Origin of the sequence: Bordetella sp. 02P26C-1 (genome assembly GCF_009763255.1) — a bacterium.
GTDB lineage: Bacteria > Pseudomonadota > Gammaproteobacteria > Burkholderiales > Burkholderiaceae_B > Bordetella_A.
In genome coordinates, this window is sequence record NZ_WSJB01000022.1 from 302524 (window position 1) to 322000 (window position 19477).

At 61.0% G+C, this 19477-nt stretch carries 10 protein-coding genes; 2 read left to right on the plus strand and 8 right to left on the minus strand.

What is annotated here, in order from left to right; translation table 11 throughout:
* Window positions 1–274: 274 nt before the first annotated feature.
* From putA to clpS, 8 genes are all read right to left on the minus strand, one after another.
* Window positions 275–4075: a trifunctional transcriptional regulator/proline dehydrogenase/L-glutamate gamma-semialdehyde dehydrogenase gene (gene putA, locus GOQ28_RS14045; protein WP_160356891.1), complete on the minus strand. Its 3801-nt coding sequence runs from the start codon at window positions 4073–4075 to the stop codon at window positions 275–277.
* A 150-nt stretch (window positions 4076–4225) separates the two neighbouring features.
* A complete protein-coding gene (locus GOQ28_RS14050) occupies window positions 4226–4879 on the minus strand; it encodes a PqiC family protein (RefSeq protein WP_160356892.1) in 654 nt (217 codons plus the stop codon).
* A 3-nt stretch (window positions 4880–4882) separates the two neighbouring features.
* Window positions 4883–6535, minus strand: coding sequence for a PqiB family protein (locus tag GOQ28_RS14055; protein WP_160356893.1), 1653 nt, complete (start codon window positions 6533–6535; stop codon window positions 4883–4885).
* A gap of 28 nt (window positions 6536–6563) precedes the next feature.
* Window positions 6564–7964, minus strand: coding sequence for a PqiA/YebS family transporter subunit (locus GOQ28_RS14060; RefSeq protein WP_160357023.1), 1401 nt, complete (start codon window positions 7962–7964; stop codon window positions 6564–6566).
* Between the two features lie 2 nt (window positions 7965–7966).
* Complete coding sequence (gene clpA / locus GOQ28_RS14065; RefSeq protein ID WP_160356894.1) at window positions 7967–10279, minus strand: ATP-dependent Clp protease ATP-binding subunit ClpA; 2313 nt, start codon at window positions 10277–10279, stop codon at window positions 7967–7969.
* A 56-nt stretch (window positions 10280–10335) separates the two neighbouring features.
* Window positions 10336–12459, minus strand: a complete 2124-nt coding sequence (gene pbpC / locus GOQ28_RS14070; RefSeq protein ID WP_236844354.1) for a penicillin-binding protein 1C — start codon at window positions 12457–12459, stop codon at window positions 10336–10338.
* Between the two features lie 89 nt (window positions 12460–12548).
* Complete coding sequence (locus GOQ28_RS14075; RefSeq protein WP_160356896.1) at window positions 12549–17780, minus strand: alpha-2-macroglobulin family protein; 5232 nt, start codon at window positions 17778–17780, stop codon at window positions 12549–12551.
* Between the two features lie 165 nt (window positions 17781–17945).
* On the minus strand, window positions 17946–18260 hold the full coding sequence (gene clpS / locus GOQ28_RS14080; protein WP_160356897.1) for an ATP-dependent Clp protease adapter ClpS: 315 nt from the start codon (window positions 18258–18260) through the stop codon (window positions 17946–17948).
* 220 nt (window positions 18261–18480) lie between these two features.
* On the opposite strand from clpS, the gene GOQ28_RS14085 reads away from it, so the two are divergent.
* A complete protein-coding gene (locus GOQ28_RS14085) occupies window positions 18481–18726 on the plus strand; it encodes a cold-shock protein (RefSeq protein WP_160349090.1) in 246 nt (81 codons plus the stop codon).
* A gap of 180 nt (window positions 18727–18906) precedes the next feature.
* Window positions 18907–19386 carry a DUF192 domain-containing protein gene (locus tag GOQ28_RS14090; RefSeq protein ID WP_202109721.1) on the plus strand — a complete coding sequence of 160 codons (480 nt, stop codon included), beginning with the start codon at window positions 18907–18909 and terminating at the stop codon, window positions 19384–19386.
* Window positions 19387–19477: the final 91 nt, after the last annotated feature.

Below are 19477 nucleotides of genomic sequence, written 5' to 3' on the forward strand. Positions count from 1 at the left end.
GTTCTCCAACCATAAGGAAAGCGGCCGGCTGTCGGGCTTCGTAGGGCCGCCAACAGGGCACGGAGGCCCCGGCATGGCGGTTGTTATCAAAGCCGAGCTTGACCGCGAATCGAGGTTTTCGAGACGCAAAGGAGGGAGAACAAGACGTGTCTGACGCGCCCGGAGGCGCAGCGGCGCTCGCGAGAATAGGGATCACCTGCCCAGGTGGCCGCGATGACCGGCCGGGGAAGGCGCAGTCATGAGGGTTACCCAAATCGAAAGTTATCGCCCTCGCTTAAGCAATCGTCATCAAACTGGCGTTACCTCCGGCTGCCGCCGTATTCACGCTGACCGAGCGTTCCGCCAGCAGTAACTCGGGCGCATACGTGGCACCGGTTGCTATGGCATCGGGTGTGAGGCCCTGCACGATCACTATCGGGCCATCGCGCGAGGCAATGCGTTCGTTCCACGCGCGCAGATCATCGCCATCGCCTTCGAAAAGCACGCCGTCAAAGACCGCAGTGTCGATATCTTCGTTACCAAGAACGGTCAGGTCGGCCCCGACGCTCTCGCGCCATTCGCGTACTGCCGGGCCGTCCAGAAACAAGGGCTTATTACCCGTAGACTTCGCGACCTCATATTGTGCGCGTGCACCGGCGGCCGTGGCAGCCACGCAGAGCAACGCGCCACGTGGACGGAGGAGGTATGTGTTTTGCTCACCGGTAGGCCCGGGCAGGATCAGGACGCCAGGGACGGTCGCGCCTTCGACACCGGGGGGCAAGCCGGGCGGGCGCATAGCAAGCAGTCGGTACAGATAAAGCGGCCCGCCCGCTTTTGGCCCCGTGCCGGAAAGACCCTCGCCGCCAAATGGCTGCACGCCGACCACCGCGCCGACGATGTTGCGGTTGACGTACATATTGCCCGCATGCACGCGGTCCGTGACATAGCGTATGGTTTCATCAATACGGCTATGCACACCGAAAGTGAGGCCATAGCCGGTCGCATTGATCTGTTCAATGAGTTTATCCAGATCGTCGCGCCGGTAGCGTACGACATGCAGCACGGGCCCGAACACCTCGCGCGTCAAAGCACCGATGTCGTCAATTTCGATGAGCGTGGGCGAAACATAGGTGCCGTATAGACACTCTTGCCGTAGATCCACTTGATGAACACGGTGACCGGCTTCACGCATTGCATCGATATGAAGCGTGATGTTGTCGCGGGCTTCGACATCGATGACCGGGCCGACATTGGTGGCCAGGTGATCAGGCTTCCCGACGCGCAATTCGCGCATTGCGCCACGTAGCATATGCAGGATGTGGTCCGCATTGTCCTCCTGCAAACAAAGGACGCGCAAAGCGGAACAACGCTGACCGGCGGAGTCGTAAGCCGAGTTCAGGACGTCCGCGACGACCTGTTCGGCCAGGGCGGAGGAATCGACGATCATGGCGTTCTGACCGCCCGTTTCCGCGATCAAGGGAATGCTATGGCCATGGCGATCCAAGCGCCTCGCTAGCGTGCGCGCGATCAAGCGTGCCACATCCGTCGATCCCGTGAACATCACACCGTCGATGGACGCATCCCGGACCAATTGCGCACCCACCGTTTCACCTCGCCCGGGCACAAGCTGCGCGGCACCGGCCGGCACGCCGGCATTGCGCAGGATCTGTATGGCTTGCGCGGCGATCAGGCATGTCTGTTCAGCGGGCTTGGCGATGACGCTATTGCCAGTGACCAGCGCGGCGGCGACTTGCCCCATGAATATCGCGAGCGGAAAGTTCCACGGACTGATGCATAGCACCGTACCCAATGGGCGGTGAGTGTCGTTGTTGAATTCTCGCTCAGCTTGATCGGCGTAATAGCGCAAAAAGTCCACCGCTTCGCGCACCTCCGCGATGGCGTTGGGCAAAGATTTGCCCGCTTCGCGCACGATCAATCCCAACAGCGGCTGCATGCCTTCTTCTAACATCTGGGCCGCGCGGCGCAGGCAGTGCGCGCGCTCGGCAACCGGGGTGGATTGCCAGATGGGGGCGGCGTTCTTTGCCACGCGTATGGCGTGCTCGACGTCGTCGGTCTGCGCTTCGAGCAATTGCCCGACGACATCGCGGTGATCGGCGGGATTGCGCACATCAATGGCTCGCGCCGGATCCCACGGCCGCTCCGCTTCCCCCAGCATCGGCATGGCACGCCACGGCGTGGCGGCGGTATTGAGCAGCGCAGCGGCAAGTGAGCCCAGTCGGTGCTCGTTGCTCAGATCCAGACCAGCAGAGTTCAGTCGCGCGCCCTTGAACGGCGAACCGTATAGCTCTCTGGGCAAGGGGATCTGTTCGTGCGGCGCGCCCAGCGGCGCAATGCGCATCGCGACATCGACAGGATCGGCGACCAAGGTCTCGATGGAGACGCTCTTATCGCCGATTAAATTCACGAATGAGGTATTCGCCCCATTTTCCAGCAGGCGGCGCACCAGATAAGCCAACAAGGTTTCATGGGTACCAACCGGCGCATAGATCCGACAGGGACGGTTTAACTTGCCCTGCGAAACAGAACCAACGACCTCTTCGTACAAGGGCTCGCCCATGCCGTGCAAGCATTGGAATTCGTATTGACCCGGATAATAGTTCTGCCCGGCCAAATGATAGACGGCCGCGAGCGTGTAGGCATTGTGGGTCGCGAATTGCGGATATACGGCATCCGGCGCGGCGAGCAGCTTGCGCGCACACGCGAGGTACGATACATCGGTGTAGACCTTGCGCGTATAGACCGGATAGCCTTCCAGGCCATCGACCTGCGCGCGCTTGATCTCGGTGTCCCAATAGGCGCCTTTGACCAGCCGTACCATGATGCGATGCTGCGTTCGGCGGGCCAGATCAACGATGTAATCGAGAACAAAGGGCGCGCGTTTTTGATATGCCTGCACGACAAAACCGATGCCATTCCAGCCATCGAGTTCAGGCGTCACGCAAAGCGACTCAAGCAGATCCAGCGAAATCTCGAGACGATCGGCTTCCTCGGCATCGATATTCAGACCAATGTCGTATTGTCGGGCCAAGATAGTCAATGCTCGGACGCGAGGCAGCAATTCCTGCATGACGCGTTCGCGCTGCGCGCGCGAGTAGGTCGGATGCAGCGCCGACAGCTTGATCGAAATGCCAGGGCCCTCGTAGATTCCGGCACCTTGAGCCGCCTTGCCAATCGCATGAATAGCCTGCTCGTAAGAGGCGTAATACCGCTCGGCATCCTCGCTGGTGGTCGCCGCCTCGCCCAGCATATCGTAGGAATAACGAAAGCCCTTGGCCTCCAATTTCCGGTTATTCGCGAGCGCCTCGGAGATCGTTTGGCCCGACACGAACTGCTCACCCATCATGCGCATCGCCATGTTGACGCCCCTGCGCACCAGGGGCTCGCCACCTTTGCCAATCAGACGGGTCAATGCCTTGGATAAGGACTGTTCGCTATTGACGGCCACGAGTTTGCCCGTAAGCATCAGGCCCCACGTCGCGGCGTTCACAAACAGGGATTGTGATCCGCCCAAATGTGCGCGCCAATCGCCACGGGAAATTTTGTCGCGGATCAATGCGTCGCGCGTGGCACGGTCCGGGATGCGCAACAACGCCTCGGCCAGACACATCAGCGCCACGCCTTCTTGGCTGGACAGCGAAAACTCCTGGATCAGGGCTTCGACGCCGCCACCGCCCCGCTTGTCCCGCAAGGCTTGCACCAGCCGCGTGGCCAGGTCTTGGATCTTGTCTCGATGCGGCATGCGAGCTTGCCCCAACAACAATGGCACGCACTCGGGTTCGGGACGGCGATAGGCCGCCGTGATTGCCGCCCGCAGGACCGATTGAGGCTGCACTTCCTGGCCGAATTCAAAAAACGGCGGTACGAACGGAGATGCCGAGGATTCGGATGCAATGGCTTCATCGCCCGCGAGATGAACGATCTCAGCAGGCAATTGGCCGCGCTCAATGCGTTCGAGGTAAGCCAGTAGCGCCTGCTTGTGCAGCCAGTGCGGCGTGCAATTGAGTTTCTGAGCGGCCGCCTTTAGCCGGTCGCGCAGCGCGTTGTCTACTTTGACGCCCAGTGTGGTGGTGCTCATGGTGGGGCAATTCCTATTCGGCAGGCGCACGACCGCGAACGGGATGGCCGCGATCAATCACCGCGAATACTAAGGAAGTTGCACCAACATTGAAACTAGGGTTAACTTTTAGGGGTTAACCCTCAGTACTCGTCACTTCAGCCGCGTTGATCACGCGCAGCCTAGGAGCCGGACGTCGGCGGAAGCTGGCAGCGCTCGTGCCCCACCACTCTCGATTGCAGAGGCGATGGTCTGCCCAAGTAGCGCCACGGCTTGTTGCTGTGCCTCGACCAGAGAACCCACCACGGCATTGCCCTGCGCCGGCAATTCGATCACCGTTCTGCATAACAAGGGAGCGGCTCCGCTCACCTTGATGGGGCGCACGCGCCAAGTCGCATCCAATCGAACCGGGCCGCCCACGATCATGTCGAATCGTTGTACGTTGGCTTGGACGCGCCATACGGGCACATCTCTCGCCGGTGCGAGCGAGTTCACATCTAGCGCCCCCAGTTTCGCGGTGAGCGTGTCAGCCAGCGCGCTGCGGATCTCGTTGCCCAGCGGCGCGCTCCAACGATCTGAATACATGGGCATTAGCTCGCCCTCGCCCGGCCCATCGCGCAGCATCAGCTGCGGCTGATCGGCTTGTTCGGGCACGGAGACTGGCGCTACTTCGATCTGGTATTCGATACGCGCGGGCGCTGCGGGTATCGCTTGCGAACTGGACTGCAAGGTGTAATACCGAGCGTTGGGTGAACCCCCGCAGCCCGTCAGCAAGACCGCCATGGCCAGCGCGGGAAGAATCAGTTTGCGTGACACGACACTCATAGCTTATTTCCTGAGTTGGCCCGGAATCGGGTCATCCCCTCGGCCGCGAATCAGGGCTTCGGGATGGACTTGCAGGTAATCGGCCAGACTGCGCAGCGACCGCGCCGCGCGTCCCAGCTCGGTCAGCGCGAGATCGGCATTGGCCGGCAACGAGCCGTCTCGAGCCAGTAGTTCATTGATGTTATCCAACGATTTACGCGCCGCTTGCAACGTCTTGCTGACTTCCGGCGCCACGCTCTTGTCGAGGTTCTTCAAGAGACGCGAGGTCGAGGATAAGGTTTCGCGCAAGTCTTTGCCAATCTGGTCGAACGGGATCTTGTCGATCTTATCGACGATATTGGTGATCTGCTGCTGAAGCTGTTCCAGGTTGCCCTGCACGGTGGGGATCATCACCGGCTCGGAGGGCTCCAAATCGACCGGCTTGGCTTTGGGGAAGTTCTCCAGAACGATATAAAGTTGTCCTGTCAGCAGGTTCGAGGTGCGCAGTTGCGCCCTGAGGCCGTACCGGATCATCGTGGCGATCAAACGGCCGCCAGTGTTGTCGCGCTCGGCCTCGGCACGCGCCCGCATCCTGTCGTACACGGGGCCCAGGCGCTCCGGATACAGCACGGCGTCCACCAACGCAAAGAAGCGTTTGTTCTCGTTGTCGAAGTCGATACTGATCTTCGTGACCTCGCCCAACGTAATACCTTGGAAATCGACCGTCGCGCCTACCGCCAAGCCACGGATCGATTGATCAAAGCGCATACGGATATGGAACGGATCGCCATCGGGGTTCGCCTTTGCGTCGCTCTCGCTGCGATACAGCTCGAATGTAGCGCCCGCTTTGGCTTCCTGCGTCAGGCCGGGGTTCACGTGGGCAAATGCGACGCCGCCGATCGCCAGGGACACCAGCGACTGGGTATGGACTTTCAGGCCATTGGTATCGACCTGGACGTCAATGCCGCTGGCGTTCCAGAAGCGCGTGCCCTCCGTCACGAATCGATCATTGGGAGCGTCAACGAAAACTTCGACGTTGACCGCATCCCCACTTTCATCGAGCGCGTAGCTGATCACGCGGCCCACGTTGATGCGTCGATAATAAACCGGCGAACCGATGTCCAAAGAGCCCAAGTCATGCGCCTTGAGCATATAACGCTTGCCCGCGCGATCGTGCGTGACGGCTGGCGGAGTCTCGAGGCCGACAAACTCGAACTGGGTGGCCTTGGTCTCTGCTCCCGCGCCATCCGGCGCATCCACATCGATATAGGCGCCGGATAACAAGGTCCCTAGACCCGACACGCCGTTCAGGCCCAGACGCGGGCGCACGACCCAGAAGTTTGTCCCAGGCGCGGCTAATCCGGCCGCATCTCGCGACAGCCGCACGTCCACGATCACCTTGGAACGGTCTTCATTGAAGTGGATGTCATCAACCAGGCCAACAACCACGTCTTTATAGCGAACCTGGGTCTTTTTCACCTCCAAGCCTTCAGCGGTGTCGAAGACGATGGAGACTTCTGGCCCTTGCAGGAGCCACGTGCGTAAGACGAGCGATGCCGCAACGACCGCCGCGAGCACCGGCACCAGCCAGATCCAGCTGATGCGGCGCTCCTTTTTTCGTACCACCGCCGGGGCGTTGATGCTGTCGTCGCGGGATGAAATGTTTTCTTCGGCCATGTTCGAGGGTAAGCGCGTAGGGTCTTTGCTATGCGGAGTCTTGCACGGAGTTCGTCGAAACTGCGACAGAGCCCCCATCGCGTGATTCGTCTGGCGCAGGTTGTCGCAAGCGACGGGCCTGCGGCTCGGGCGAGACATTACCAGATTCTCGGCTCAGCTCTTTATCCCACGCGATGCGGGGATCGAAACTCATGGCCGATAGCATGGTGAGGATGACGACCATCCCGAAAGAGCCTGCCGCCGGCCCCGCGGAAATTTGCAGAAAACCTTCGAATTGTGCCAATGCGGCCAACAGAATCACGACAAAGACGTCCAGCATCGACCACTGGCCGATGAACTCAATCATCTCGTACATGCGAGTACGTTGGCGCAGCGTGAACTGGCTGCCGCTTTGCAGACTGGTGGCCAGCACGGCCAGCGCCAACATCTTGGTCAGGGGCACCACGATACTCGCGACAAACACGATCACGGCGATGTCCCAGGATCCGGTCTGCCATAACTCCACGACGCCGCCCAAAATCGTATGCCCGCTATCACCGAAGATCACCGAGCGGATATTCATGATCGGCAACACATTGGCGGGCACGTACAGCGCGGCGGCGGCGATCAGCAGCGCCCAAGTCCGTGTCAGGCTAGCAGGCTTGCGTTCATGCAGGACCGCATCGCAACGTACACAGTGGGGCGTGTCGTCCAGCAGTTCGTCGATTTCTTCTTCGATATTGCCTGGCGTTGCGCGGTTGGGACGCACCGCCTGCACCTGGCCGCACACATGGCAGCCGGTTAACGCCCGTCCCGGCACATGTTTGGGTACATGCACGGGAACAATCGCGGAATGCTCCGCGAATCTCCACAATGCATGCGGCGACAGACGGTCAAGCATGGTGATAAGAACCGTCAGCGCACCAAACGCGAAAAGGCCTGGCTCTGGACTGACGGATGCCATGCCCGCCAGCTTCACCACCGCGACGAGCACGCCCAATAGAAAGACTGACACCATGCTCCACGGACGCAGTAGTCCGTAGGCGCGAACCACACCTGCGAACCCTGGTGGCGCGCGGCCAAAGGTGAGCGGGCCCAGCACCCACAACAGCAGCAGCAACTGCACGAGCGGCACGCCGAATCCCGACAACCCGGTCATCAACGCGGTGGCGTAATAGCCCTGATCCCACGTCATCCCAACCGCATCGAGCATCGATGCCTGTCGGGTCATCCCCCCGACCGACATACTCACGACGGGATAAATGTTAGCGACGGTGAAGCATATCAACGCTGCCAGACAGAGCGCCAGCCAGCCTGACAACGTGATGCCGGAATAGCGCCACAGCGTGGTGCCACAGCGGTCGCATAGCGCCCGCTCACCACGCTGCAGCATGTGTCGTCGGAAGATCGCGCCGCAGTGCTCACACGCAATTAACGGCTCGGGCGGGATGCTCAATCGACCAACTCAACTTCCTGACGGTCCTTGGCGCCACTATCCGACGATTTGCCCGGAGTATCGAAGGTCAGCTGAACCTTGCCCTCCGCATCCAAATCGACGGTCACGGTGCCCCCATCGGCGAGCTTACCGAACAGCAACTCATCGGCCAGAGCACGGCGAATCGTGTCCTGGATGAGGCGTTGCATCGGCCGCGCACCCATGAGCGGATCGAAGCCTTCTTTGGCGAGATGCGCGCGGAGCGCTTCCGTGAACACCACCTCGACACGGCGTTCGTGCAACTGATCCTCCAGCTGCATGAGGAACTTGTCCACCACGCGCAGAATGATTTCGCGCGACAACGCCGAGAACGGAATAATGGCGTCGAGCCGGTTGCGGAATTCCGGCGTGAACATCCGCCGGATCTCGGCCATTTCATCGCCCACGACCTTGCTATTGGCAAAGCCGATCGAGGGACGACTCAAGGCCTCGGCGCCCGCGTTCGTCGTCATGATGATGATGACATTACGGAAGTCCGCTTTTCGGCCGTTGTTGTCGGTCAGCGTGCCATGGTCCATCACTTGCAGCAGGATGTTGAAGACATCCGGGTGCGCCTTCTCGATTTCGTCGAGCAGGAGCACGCAGTGCGGTTGCTTGGTGATAGCCTCCGTCAGCAAACCACCCTGGTCAAAGCCCACATATCCCGGCGGCGCGCCGATCAGGCGCGATACGGCATGGCGTTCCATATACTCCGACATGTCGAAGCGCAGCAGCTCCACACCCAAGGTGAATGCCAGCTGACGCGCGACTTCGGTTTTGCCAACGCCCGTGGGACCAGAGAACAGGAACGAGCCAATCGGGCGATCGGGCTTGCCCAAGCCGGAACGCGCCATCTTGATCGACGCGGCAAGCGCTTCGATCGCGTTATCCTGCCCGAACACGACAGTCTTCAGGTCACGCTCCAGCGTGGCGAGCTTGCTGCGGTCGTCGTTGGACACCGACTGCGGCGGAATACGCGCAATCTTGGAGACGATGTTCTCGATGTCGACCTTGCCGATGACCTTCTTCTGCCGGGAACGCGGCAACAGACGCTGAGCGGCGCCCGCCTCATCGATCACATCGATTGCCTTGTCAGGAAGATGACGGTCATTGATATAGCGAGCCGACAACTCCGCCGCCGCGGTCAGTGCCGCTGCGGAATAACGCACGCTATGATGCTCTTCGAAACGGCTCTTGAGTCCGCGCAAAATCTGCACGGTCTGCTCCACGCTCGGTTCGGGCACGTCGATTTTTTGGAATCGACGCGAAAGCGCATGGTCTTTTTCGAAGACGCCACGGAACTCGGTGTAGGTCGTCGCCCCGATGCATTTCAGTTGGCCCGACGACAACGCCGGCTTGAGCAGATTCGATGCGTCCAGCGTGCCGCCCGACGCGGAACCCGCGCCGATCAGCGTGTGGATTTCATCGATGAACAGGATAGCGTCGGGATTGCCGCGAATCTGCTTCAACACGCCTTTTAGACGTTGTTCGAAATCCCCACGATATTTCGTGCCAGCCAAGAGCGCGCCCATATCCAAGGCGTAGACCTGCGCGGTCTGCAAGACCTCGGGCACTTCGCCGCGCGTAATGCGCCATGCCAGGCCCTCGGCGATCGCGGTTTTACCGACACCGGCTTCGCCCACCAACAAGGGGTTGTTCTTGCGGCGACGGCACAGCACCTGGATGACGCGTTCGACCTCATGCTCACGACCGATCAGCGGATCGATACGACCCGCGAGCGCAGCGGCGTTCAGATCGGTCGCATACTGATCGAGCGGGGATTGACGTGATTCGCCAGACTCTTCGGAACTCGTCGGTTCTTTGGGCATTGCGGCGGCTGCCTCATCCTGCGGTTGCTTGGTGATGCCGTGGGAGAGATAGTTAACGACGTCCAAACGCGTCACGCCTTGCTGCTGCAGGTAGTAGACCGCGTGCGAATCCTTTTCGCCAAAAATGGCTACCAGCACGTTGGCACCCGTGACCGGCTTTTTGCCAGTCCCGCCGGCGGACACATGCATGATCGCGCGCTGAATCACCCGTTGGAAACCCAGCGTGGGTTGCGTGTCGACTTCCGCGCCATTGGGAATCACCGGCGTATTTTCTGTGACGAATTGGCGCAGGTTGCGGCGCAACTCGTCCAGATTGGTCGAGCAGGCACGCAGGACTTCGACGGCGGAAGCATTGTCGAGCAGCGACAAAAGCAGATGCTCGACGGTTATAAATTCATGTCGGGCCGAGCGGGCCTCGACGAAGGCCATATGCAGGCTGACTTCGAGCTCTTGGGAAATCACGCTTCCTCCATAACGCATTGAAGCGATCGAAAAACACGTTTCATATTCTATGCCGATCAGGGCGTAACACCAGCGATTTCAAACACTACGCGGTCGTGTCGGCCCTGTTCGTCCATGACCGTCAATGTATACCGACCATTGTGCACTAAAGATAGTTTCATCCATTCCGTTGCCTCGCCCTGTTGCCGCACTTGCCCATCTAGCAACCACCATACCTGACCTCTCGCGCCACGGGCACTGACTTCGAGGGCGACCGCGCGACTGCCGGGTACGGGTCGCAATACTGCGCCATCGGCCAGCCCTTGCACCCGCAACAGCGCACCTGCTGGATCGGCATAACCGGCGAACGTTGGGGGAACCGTTTCGTCCAGCGCCCACGCCGCCCGTGGCTGGTCGCAGGCCTGGGCTTGGCGACTGCCCTGTTCCCAACCGTGCGGCCAGCACGTCACCACCCGTTTTACACTAAATGGACGGTTGCGCGCTGAAAAAGGCCCTGCAGGCAATACGGCTACTAGATCTTGAAGCAAAGGCGCGGCGACGTTGGCGCCGAAAAATCCGGGATTGGGCGTACCGTCCGGGCGGCCCACCCACACACCGATGGTCCAGGTGTCCGTCACGCCAACGGCCCAGGCATCACGAAAACCAAAACTTGTGCCAGTTTTCCACGCGAGACGACGGCCCGTTTGCTCCAACGGCCGGTCCGGATGGCCGCCACCTTCGAGAATATCGCGCACAATCCAGGCCGCGCCCGGACTCATCATGCGCCATTCCACCCGAGGTTGATCCGGTGTGAGCCGGGGCACGCCCGCGACACCATCGCGGGCAAAAGCGCGATAAGCACCGACCAGCTCTTCTAATGTGGTGCCGCCCCCGCCCAAAATCAAGCTTAAATTTGGCGTCGCGCCAGCCGGCATGCGCAAATGGATGCCGCCCGTGGCGAGCCGGCCGGCGAAACGCGCGGGCCCGACGCGGTCGAGCAGATCGACCGCCGGGACGTTCAAAGACCGCTGCAACGCTTGCGACACGCTCACCGGCCCCGAAAACGCCGCCTGAAAATTGCCAGGGGCATAGCCACCAAACGACAGTGGCGCATCGAGCAGCATGCTCTCCGAATGGATCAGCCCGTCCTCCAGTGCCTGCGCGTACAGGAATGGCTTAAGCGTCGATCCCGGCGAACGGACGGCGCGCACCATATCGACATGGGCATACCGGCTTTCGTCGGAGAAGTCGGCCGAGCCGGCATATGCCTTGATCTCCAGGCTATCGTTGTCCATCACCAGGATGGCCATCGATACACGCGCCGGCAACGCGTCGATGCGATCGAGCAGCATTTGCTCGGCGACCGTCTGGATCTCCGCGTCCAGCGTGGAAGACACAATCGTGGCACGCTGGCCGCGACGGCGTTGCTCGCTCTGCAAGCGCTCTGCGGCTAACGGCGCCAGCCATCGCGCGCGCAAGGGGGGAGCAAGTACATTTTCGATTTTGGCGTCGGCCACGGCATCAGCGCTCCAGACGCCCAGCGCCGCCATGCGATCCAGCACTTTATTGCGGGCAAGCTCGGCGGCTTGCGGATGGCGGTCGGGACGCAAGCGCGAAGGCGATTGCGGCAGCGCGGTCAACAGGGCGGCTTCGGCGGGGCTTAGGTCCATTGCGGATTTACCCAGCCACATCCGCGACGCCATCTCGACGCCTTCCACGATGCCGCCCATGGGCGCATGCGTGAGATACAGGCCTAGAATTTCGTCCTTGGTGTAGTGCAGCTCCAATTGCAATGCGCGCGCCATCTGGCGCAATTTGGCCGCCAAGCTGCGAGAAGGCTGCCCGGCCAGTTGAGGATCAAGCAAACGGGCGACTTGCATCGTGATGGTGGAGCCCCCAGACACGATACGTCCGTGCACCAACCATTGCCACGCCGCCCGGGTCAATGCTACCGGGTTGATCCCCGGGTGCCAATAAAACCAGCGATCTTCATAACCGAGCAGCGTCTCTAAATAATGCGGCGACACCTGATCGGGCGTGACCGGATACCGCCAGACGCCATCACGGCTGGGATAAGAGCGCAGCAGGGTGCCATCAGCCGCGACGACGACGGACGCGCCCCCAACACCCGGCGTGGGCGGTGGAAACAGGCGATCCAAGGTGACGCCGATCGCGGCCAACAGCGCGACTGCGATGAGCATCGCCCTCGCCCACCGGATAGCAGTCGTACCGCTACGTGGGGCGTCGGCACTGCGCCCCAACCGCCCCGCGACTGCGCGCGCGGCCTGCCTTATCGCGCTGCCACGCGGTCGCGAACCTCGATCGGGCTCCATCGCTCGCCTACGCCTCGCAGTTCGGGCCGATACATATCTTCCGCCACCGTCGATGGCACCACATAGCGCCCCGGCGTGACGACGCGCGCCATATAAAAGATCTCGATGGCTTCGCCGCCCAACGCCGTGGCAGCCACGTAACGGTCATCACGGAACTCGCGGTGCTTGATCGCCGGATTCGACATGGCGTCAGCGACGTTGACTCCGTCGATTTCCCAATCGCGCATCTCGGGGCTTTGCGAAAGATTCAGGTTCTCGATCTCCAGCCCGGCCGGTACGCGATCCACGATCAGCGCGTCCGGAATGGTTTGGTTGGCCGCCGCCGTCAATCTCACCACCAGCATATCGCCGGTGCGCAATACGCCACCATCCCAGGGTTTGCCGTCAGGGGTGTACCAGCGACGCTGCAGCTTAATCGCATCACCGCGCGGCGCGGGCGCTTCCGTGCGCGTGCCCTGCATGTCGTACTCGATGAACAGGGGCGCCGCACCGGTATTGGTGACTTGCAGAGTCGGCAGCACATCTGCCGACAAAGCGATCGTTTCATCCGAGGCCTTGCTTACAGCGCGTCCACCCGTGGCCATCTGGATATTGGCATTCCACGGCTTGTCGGCGTCGCCGCCGGCGGCACGCGCGGCCAGCACCAAGGCCATCTGCTCCTGAGTGGAGAAATACGCGCGGCCGCGCAGCAGTCCATCCAGCTGCGACAGCAGGGACTCGCGCTGTGCCGGTGCCAGGCCGTATTGGCTGGCGATGGCGTATCCCAGCGCATAGTCCCGCACCGGGCTACCATAGTCGCCTAACCACGCGTTTTGCTGATAGCGCCCCCGTATGGGATAGCCATAGGGCCGCGCATAGGCGAGTTCCATGGCCTTGTTCATGCGTGCGGTATCGCCCATCAGCTCAAAAGCGGCGGCCATCTGAATCAGCGGCAACGGCGACAACGCACGTTCCTGATAACGGTCAAACAGCTGACGCAGCGTCGCAAGGGAGGCCTGCTTATCGCGGGCAAGCACCAACGCGGCCGACGCATAACCGGCGAAACGGCGATGATCGTTGCGCATCAGTTCGAGATAGCTGCTATCGACATTGCCGTTTTGCAGCGAGCGACGCAACACTTCTGGCCATGTGCCAAAAGCACCCAAGCTTTGCTGCAGCTGTTCTTGCAGCCACTGGCGCGACCGCGCGAAAGCCGTCTCGGGCACCTCGAAGCCCTGCTCGCGCGCATCCTGCAAAAAGCCCACCGCATAGGCGGTCAGCCACACATCCCTGGCCGAACCTTCGTTACCCCAGAGCGAATAGGCCCCGGCCGACGAACGCATTCCCGCCAGACGACTAATCGCAGCGGAGATCTTGTCCGCCCGCTGTTGTTTGTCCGGCACCGTCAAACCGAACCGTTTAACATCCTGCTCGTCGAGCAACACCCACGGTATCACGGCGCTAATGGTCTGTTCCGTGCAGCCATAGGGATAACGCAACAGGTCTTGGACCAAGCGCGATACGTTGATCGGCGGTCGATTCGACAGGGTAATGTTGGCCGTGACCGAATCCGGGTAATAGCCTGTCGTCGCCTGCTCGCCGGGTGCGAACGTCTCACCCGCATCCAGGCGCACGCGTCGCACTATCTGTTCTGCCGCGTACGCGGGCTGGACTTGCAGCATCGCCTCGCGTTCGATGTGAATCGGCTTCGGTCCGCCCTGACCCTCCACGGTCAGACGCATCAGTCCCGGGCCGTAAGACCCCGTCGGCGTCGCCGTAAATCGTACGGTCGTGCGCTGCTTGTCTCGCAGCGTCAGCGTGCGCGTGCCTCCATCGGCGATAGACAGCGGGTCCAGCGCATCCAGATTGAGCTTGACTTGCTGAGTCGCGCCGCTGAGATTCGCCACATCGACTGCCACCGTCGCACGGTCGCCCGGCGAGATGAAGCGCGGCATGTTCAACTCGGCGACGATGGGTGCGGCCACCACCATCTCCTGCTCGGCGTGACCATAATTTGCGTCGGTAAACGCCACGGCCATCAAGCGCAGGGTTCCGTTGAAATCCGGCAGATTCAGCGTGATCTCGCCCTCGCCTTTGTCATTCAACACGACCGGACCAGAGAAAAGATCTACCAGCTTGACCTTTTTCGGCAGGCTGCGGCTGTCGCCGCGCATCGCGGCATCACCGCCCCACTTCAAGCGGCCCTGCGTGCCGTCCATTTTCTCGATCAGCTTGCCATACATATCACGCAGTTCCGCGTCATAACGATGCTTGCCGAAAAAGAAATCCATCGGGTCCGGTGTCGCGTACTGGTTGATGTTGAGAATCCCAACATCCACCGCAGACAACGTCACATGGGCAGCCTGGTCCCGCGCGCCCTCGACTTTGACCCGCACCGTCGTCGGCTTTTCCGGTTCGACTTTGGCCGGAGCCGACAGCGAGACATCCAGGCGACGGTCGGCGTTAGCAATGGGCAGATAGGTCAACCCCACCGCGCGTGCGGGTGTAATACGCTCGCCGGCACTGCCGGGTCTGAACACCACGGCGGACACATAGAGATCGTGGCGTTTCCAGGAGGCATCCACCGGGATGTCGATCTGCGTACCGGTCGCCTTGACCGCGACCCACTTGGACCACAGCATGCGATCGCCTTCGACCGCAATCAGCGCCTGACCATCGTGAGGCGGGGTGACCGTGAGTTTGACGGTATCCCCGGGACGCGCGGGTGCGCCTTCCAGCTTCATTTGGACGCGATCAGGACGATTGCCCATGGTATCCGCATCTTGGGCGTCCCAGCCCGCATAAAACCGATAGCGCATGACTTGGCCGGTTTCCGGGTCGGTGACTTCCAAGCGATAGCGGCCCCAGTCTACCGGCAGCGTCAGCGACGTGCGATCGGGCAGTGCCACGGTACGAGAATCCTCCAGATCCTCGGTTTCCGTATAGCCGCTATTCCAACCGCGCTGATCGTCATAACGCCAGTAATAATCGCGCCGCTCGCGGAACAGTCGCAACTGCGCCTCAGGCAGAGGCACGACTTCGCCCTTCGTATTCACACGAACGAGTTCGAAACCGGCCGGCGCCCCCTCGTGTGTGACGTCATTGTTGAATAGTGGACGCACCGCGATGAGCTTGTCCGCCGGCCATATCGTGCGCTCAAGCGAACGCACCACGGGGCGGCCGCCAGATTCCAGCAGGCTCGCCGACAAACGCACGCTCACCGGCGATTTCGCGGCACCGGCGGACTGCGGATCCACGATCAGCCGAGCCATGCCTTTATCGTCCAGTGTGGTTTCGGGCAGCTCTTCGTAATGACGCAGCGTGTCATCGGCCACATCACCGAAGACGAAGCCCGGCCATTGCTGCGCCAATGGGTATCGCTCGCGCTTGACCTGGAAGCTCGCCAAGAGGCGATTGCCGGCCGCGGGCGCGCCATAGAGATAATCGCCCTGTACGTCCACGGTCCAATCATCGTCCGGCGCCAAGGTCGCCTGGTCCGTGTCCAGATGCAGTTTCATGCGTTCCGGCAAAAACTCTTCGGTCTGGAACCACCAGCTCGCGTCAGGCAGCTTGGAGGCGGGATCGACGCGCAGCTCCAGCAGCCATTTCCCCGTCTGCGCATCGACCGGCAAACTGATGGCGTGCTGCACGTAGTGCGCGACCTTTTCATCGGGCTGCCATAACTCGCTGCGTACCACACGCCCGTCAGGGCGCTTTAACACCGCTGTCAACGGCACGGCGGCAATGGGTTTGCCGTCGAGGTCACGCGGCAGCACGGAGACCTGGAACGTCTCGCCGGGACGATAAAGATTCCGGCCGGCATAGACGAATAAATTGTTAGGCCGCGCGACATGTCCGCCAATATCAAACTCGGACAGATCCAAGGCCGGCTCCCCCAAGGACAGCAGCGTCAGCTCGCCACCTCTCACGGCGCGAATCACGCGTGCCCGCGAGGCGTCTCCATCGAATCGCACATGGCCGTTTTTGTCGGTCGCCGCCTTGGCCAGCACCTTTCCGGCGCCATCGACCAGCTCGACCTGCACCTCGCCCACCGGCTGACCGGATTTCAGCGAGATCACATAAGCCTCGGTGCGATCGCTATAGCGTCGCACATGCAAGCCCATGTCGCTGATGTAGAAATAGGACACTTGATATTCATAGCGAAACCGGCCGGGCTCGCTCATGATCGCGACGTAAATACCGGGTTGTTGCAACTCCGCGATCTTCTCGACGGGCAGGAATGTCACGTGACGGCGGTTGGGTTTGTCGTCGGTGAGGAAGCGGCCTTGGTAAACGCTTTTAGCCAGACTATGCAGCCGGTCCAGGTCCCAGGTGCTGACAAGCCCCTTCAGGCTGCGGTTATCCGCATAGCGCCACTCGTTCTCTTCGTCTGAAACCGACGTCCCCACCAGACCCAGCACGTTGTCGTAAAACGCCGGTAATTGCTCGGGCGGCACGCGCAAGAACTGCACATCCACCTCGGGCATGTTGACGGTGGCAATAGGCAGCCCGCCGTTTTGCCCGGCCGGCAGCACCACCCCGCGACTGGCAAAGTAGAACGAAGGCGGCATGGCCTCGGTATGGACTTGGCATTCACGATCGCCGCCTAAAGTCGCGCCACCCGCACCGGGCAGATCGGCGCGCATGCGCAAAGCGTACGATCGCTGCGGCTGCACATAGGGGAAATAGACAATGCGCGGGTTCTCGCCAATGCTCCAGGCGCCTTCTACGACTTTGCCCGTGGCAGCCGTGGTGCCAGCACGCTCATCGCCAGCCTTGGAGCTGGAATGCGCGTTGGCGTTACTGTGTTCGTCATCGTCGCCTTCTTCGGTCGGCGCCGGACCCTGGTCGAGCACGGTGATATAGCGGCTTAGATCGCTTTTCCGGTCCACCGGCTGGGTAAAGGTGATCGCCAGCGCCATGGCGTCCTGGAATTGGCGGGGTTTGCAGTCCAGCATGCCGAACGGATCGGCCTGCCCGACGAGCGCCGTGTCCGGGAGATTGGAATCGGACTGGCTGCCACCCGGGGCGCTCGTAGACGGAGCGCTGTTGCCCTTGGTGGTCGTAGCAATCGCCGGGGCAGACGCAGGCGCCTGGACCGCAGCCGAACCGCCATCCGCATCATTACTGCGCGCCAGCCACACCCCTGCCCCAATCGCGGCGGCAATGACGACTGCCGCGATGCCGATCACGCTGCCCTTTTTACCCATAGCACCGCCTCATCCACCGTTGCCGGTGCGCACGTCGCGCCCCGAGCGCCGCAAAAGCTGTCGGACGCGCCGGGACTATACCTAACTTGGGAAGCCTTGCCCATGGACGGGGGGCGGGTATGACGGGGCTATTTCCTACAATTCTTTACCGCTGACAGGATCGCATCAGGCGGGTTCCATAATGCATTGCAACGGATGCTGACGTTGGCGGGCGTATTGGGCCACCTGCGAAATACGTGTCGCCGCGATATCGCGTGGGTATACACCGCAAACGCCACGCCCTTCGTGATGGACCTGCAGCATGATGCGCGTAGCCTCTTCCTGGTTTTTGCGGAAGAATTTCTGCAGCACCTTCACCACGAATTCCATGGGCGTGTAATCGTCATTGAGCAGCACGACCTGGTACATGGGAGGCGGAGCCGTGCGGGCGGTCTCTTTCTCGACGACAAGATCATGCTGTGTATCGGGGGTCGAACTCATATGGCGGAATCGATTTGAAACAATAAGCGGCAAGCCGCAGTTAGCTCAACATTACACGTGCGGATGGGTAATTTCCACACTTGACGGGCGAAACGAAAGCAGCGCATTATCAGGGCATTCGGAGACGGCCTAGTACTTGTTAGCCCCTCCGGAAGCCGGAGGGCAACCGGCATGGCCGAATGCTTTCTGTCAAACATACGATTCAAATGAGGCAGTCCGCATGTCTGATACGAGCGCAACCGCCGTCCAAGGGGATAATCCCAAATCGACTGGCACCGTCAAATGGTTCAACGACGCAAAGGGTTTTGGCTTTATTACACCCGATGATGGCGGAGAAGACCTCTTCGCACATTTTTCGTCGATCCAGATGAACGGATTCAAGACCCTGAAAGAAGGCCAAAAAGTGGCTTTCGAAATAATACAGGGACCGAAAGGCAAACAAGCATTAAACATCACCTCGGCATAATCAGTGGGGTGATTGCGCCGGACAATAACTGATCCCGACCTCAGGTCAATCTGTTTCAAAGGCGGCGTGGTAGTCTGGCGGGGCATAATGCCCCGCCTTATTGTTGTTTGCTGCTTGCTACGCCTTATGTTGACTCGTCTTGCTCTGCGGTCCATCCGTCCGATTTCGTTTTGCCGTCTCATGACTGGGATGTTTTCCCGTCGCCGTGCGCTGCAACGCGCGTGCCAATCGCTGGCAGCCCTGATGCTTGTCTGGGCCGCTCCCGCGCATGCGCAAACGACCACAAGCGCCCAGACCGGCCTGCCTGTGGCCAAGCTGACCGCAGGCATCCACGTGATTCGCGCGGAGGTGGCCGATACCGAATCCACCCGACGCACCGGGCTCATGTTCCGCGATGCTCTGCCCGATAACGATGGCATGCTGTTCGTCTTCGACGCGCCGGAGGTCCAATGTTTCTGGATGCGGAACACGCCCCTGCCCTTATCAATCGCATTTATCGCCGATGACGGAACCATCGTGAATATCGACGACATGGCGCCCCAAACGGACGACACGCATTGTTCGGCAAAGCCGGTACGCTATGCGCTGGAAATGGCCCAGGGCTGGTTCGACATGCGCGGCGTGCAAGCCGGGCAACGCATCGCCGGGTTACCCCGTTAATAAAGGGCGAGCACGCTCGTAGGAACCTTGGCCCCAGACTGAATAAGCGGGACTCGTCGCAACACGTCGATGAAGTCCGCCTCTATGAAGT

Coding starts and splice junctions, on each gene's coding strand:
- putA (WP_160356891.1), bottom strand. CDS start 4,075: ATGAGCACCACCACACTGGGCGTCAAAGTAGACAACGCGCTGCGCGAC.
- GOQ28_RS14050 (WP_160356892.1), bottom strand. CDS start 4,879: ATGAGTGTCGTGTCACGCAAACTGATTCTTCCCGCGCTGGCCATGGCG.
- GOQ28_RS14055 (WP_160356893.1), bottom strand. CDS start 6,535: ATGGCCGAAGAAAACATTTCATCCCGCGACGACAGCATCAACGCCCCG.
- pbpC (WP_236844354.1), bottom strand. CDS start 12,459: ATGCTCATCGCAGTCGCGCTGTTGGCCGCGATCGGCGTCACCTTGGAT.
- GOQ28_RS14075 (WP_160356896.1), bottom strand. CDS start 17,780: ATGGGTAAAAAGGGCAGCGTGATCGGCATCGCGGCAGTCGTCATTGCC.
- clpS (WP_160356897.1), bottom strand. CDS start 18,260: ATGAGTTCGACCCCCGATACACAGCATGATCTTGTCGTCGAGAAAGAG.
- GOQ28_RS14085 (WP_160349090.1), top strand. CDS start 18,481: ATGTCTGATACGAGCGCAACCGCCGTCCAAGGGGATAATCCCAAATCG.
- GOQ28_RS14090 (WP_202109721.1), top strand. CDS start 18,907: ATGACTGGGATGTTTTCCCGTCGCCGTGCGCTGCAACGCGCGTGCCAA.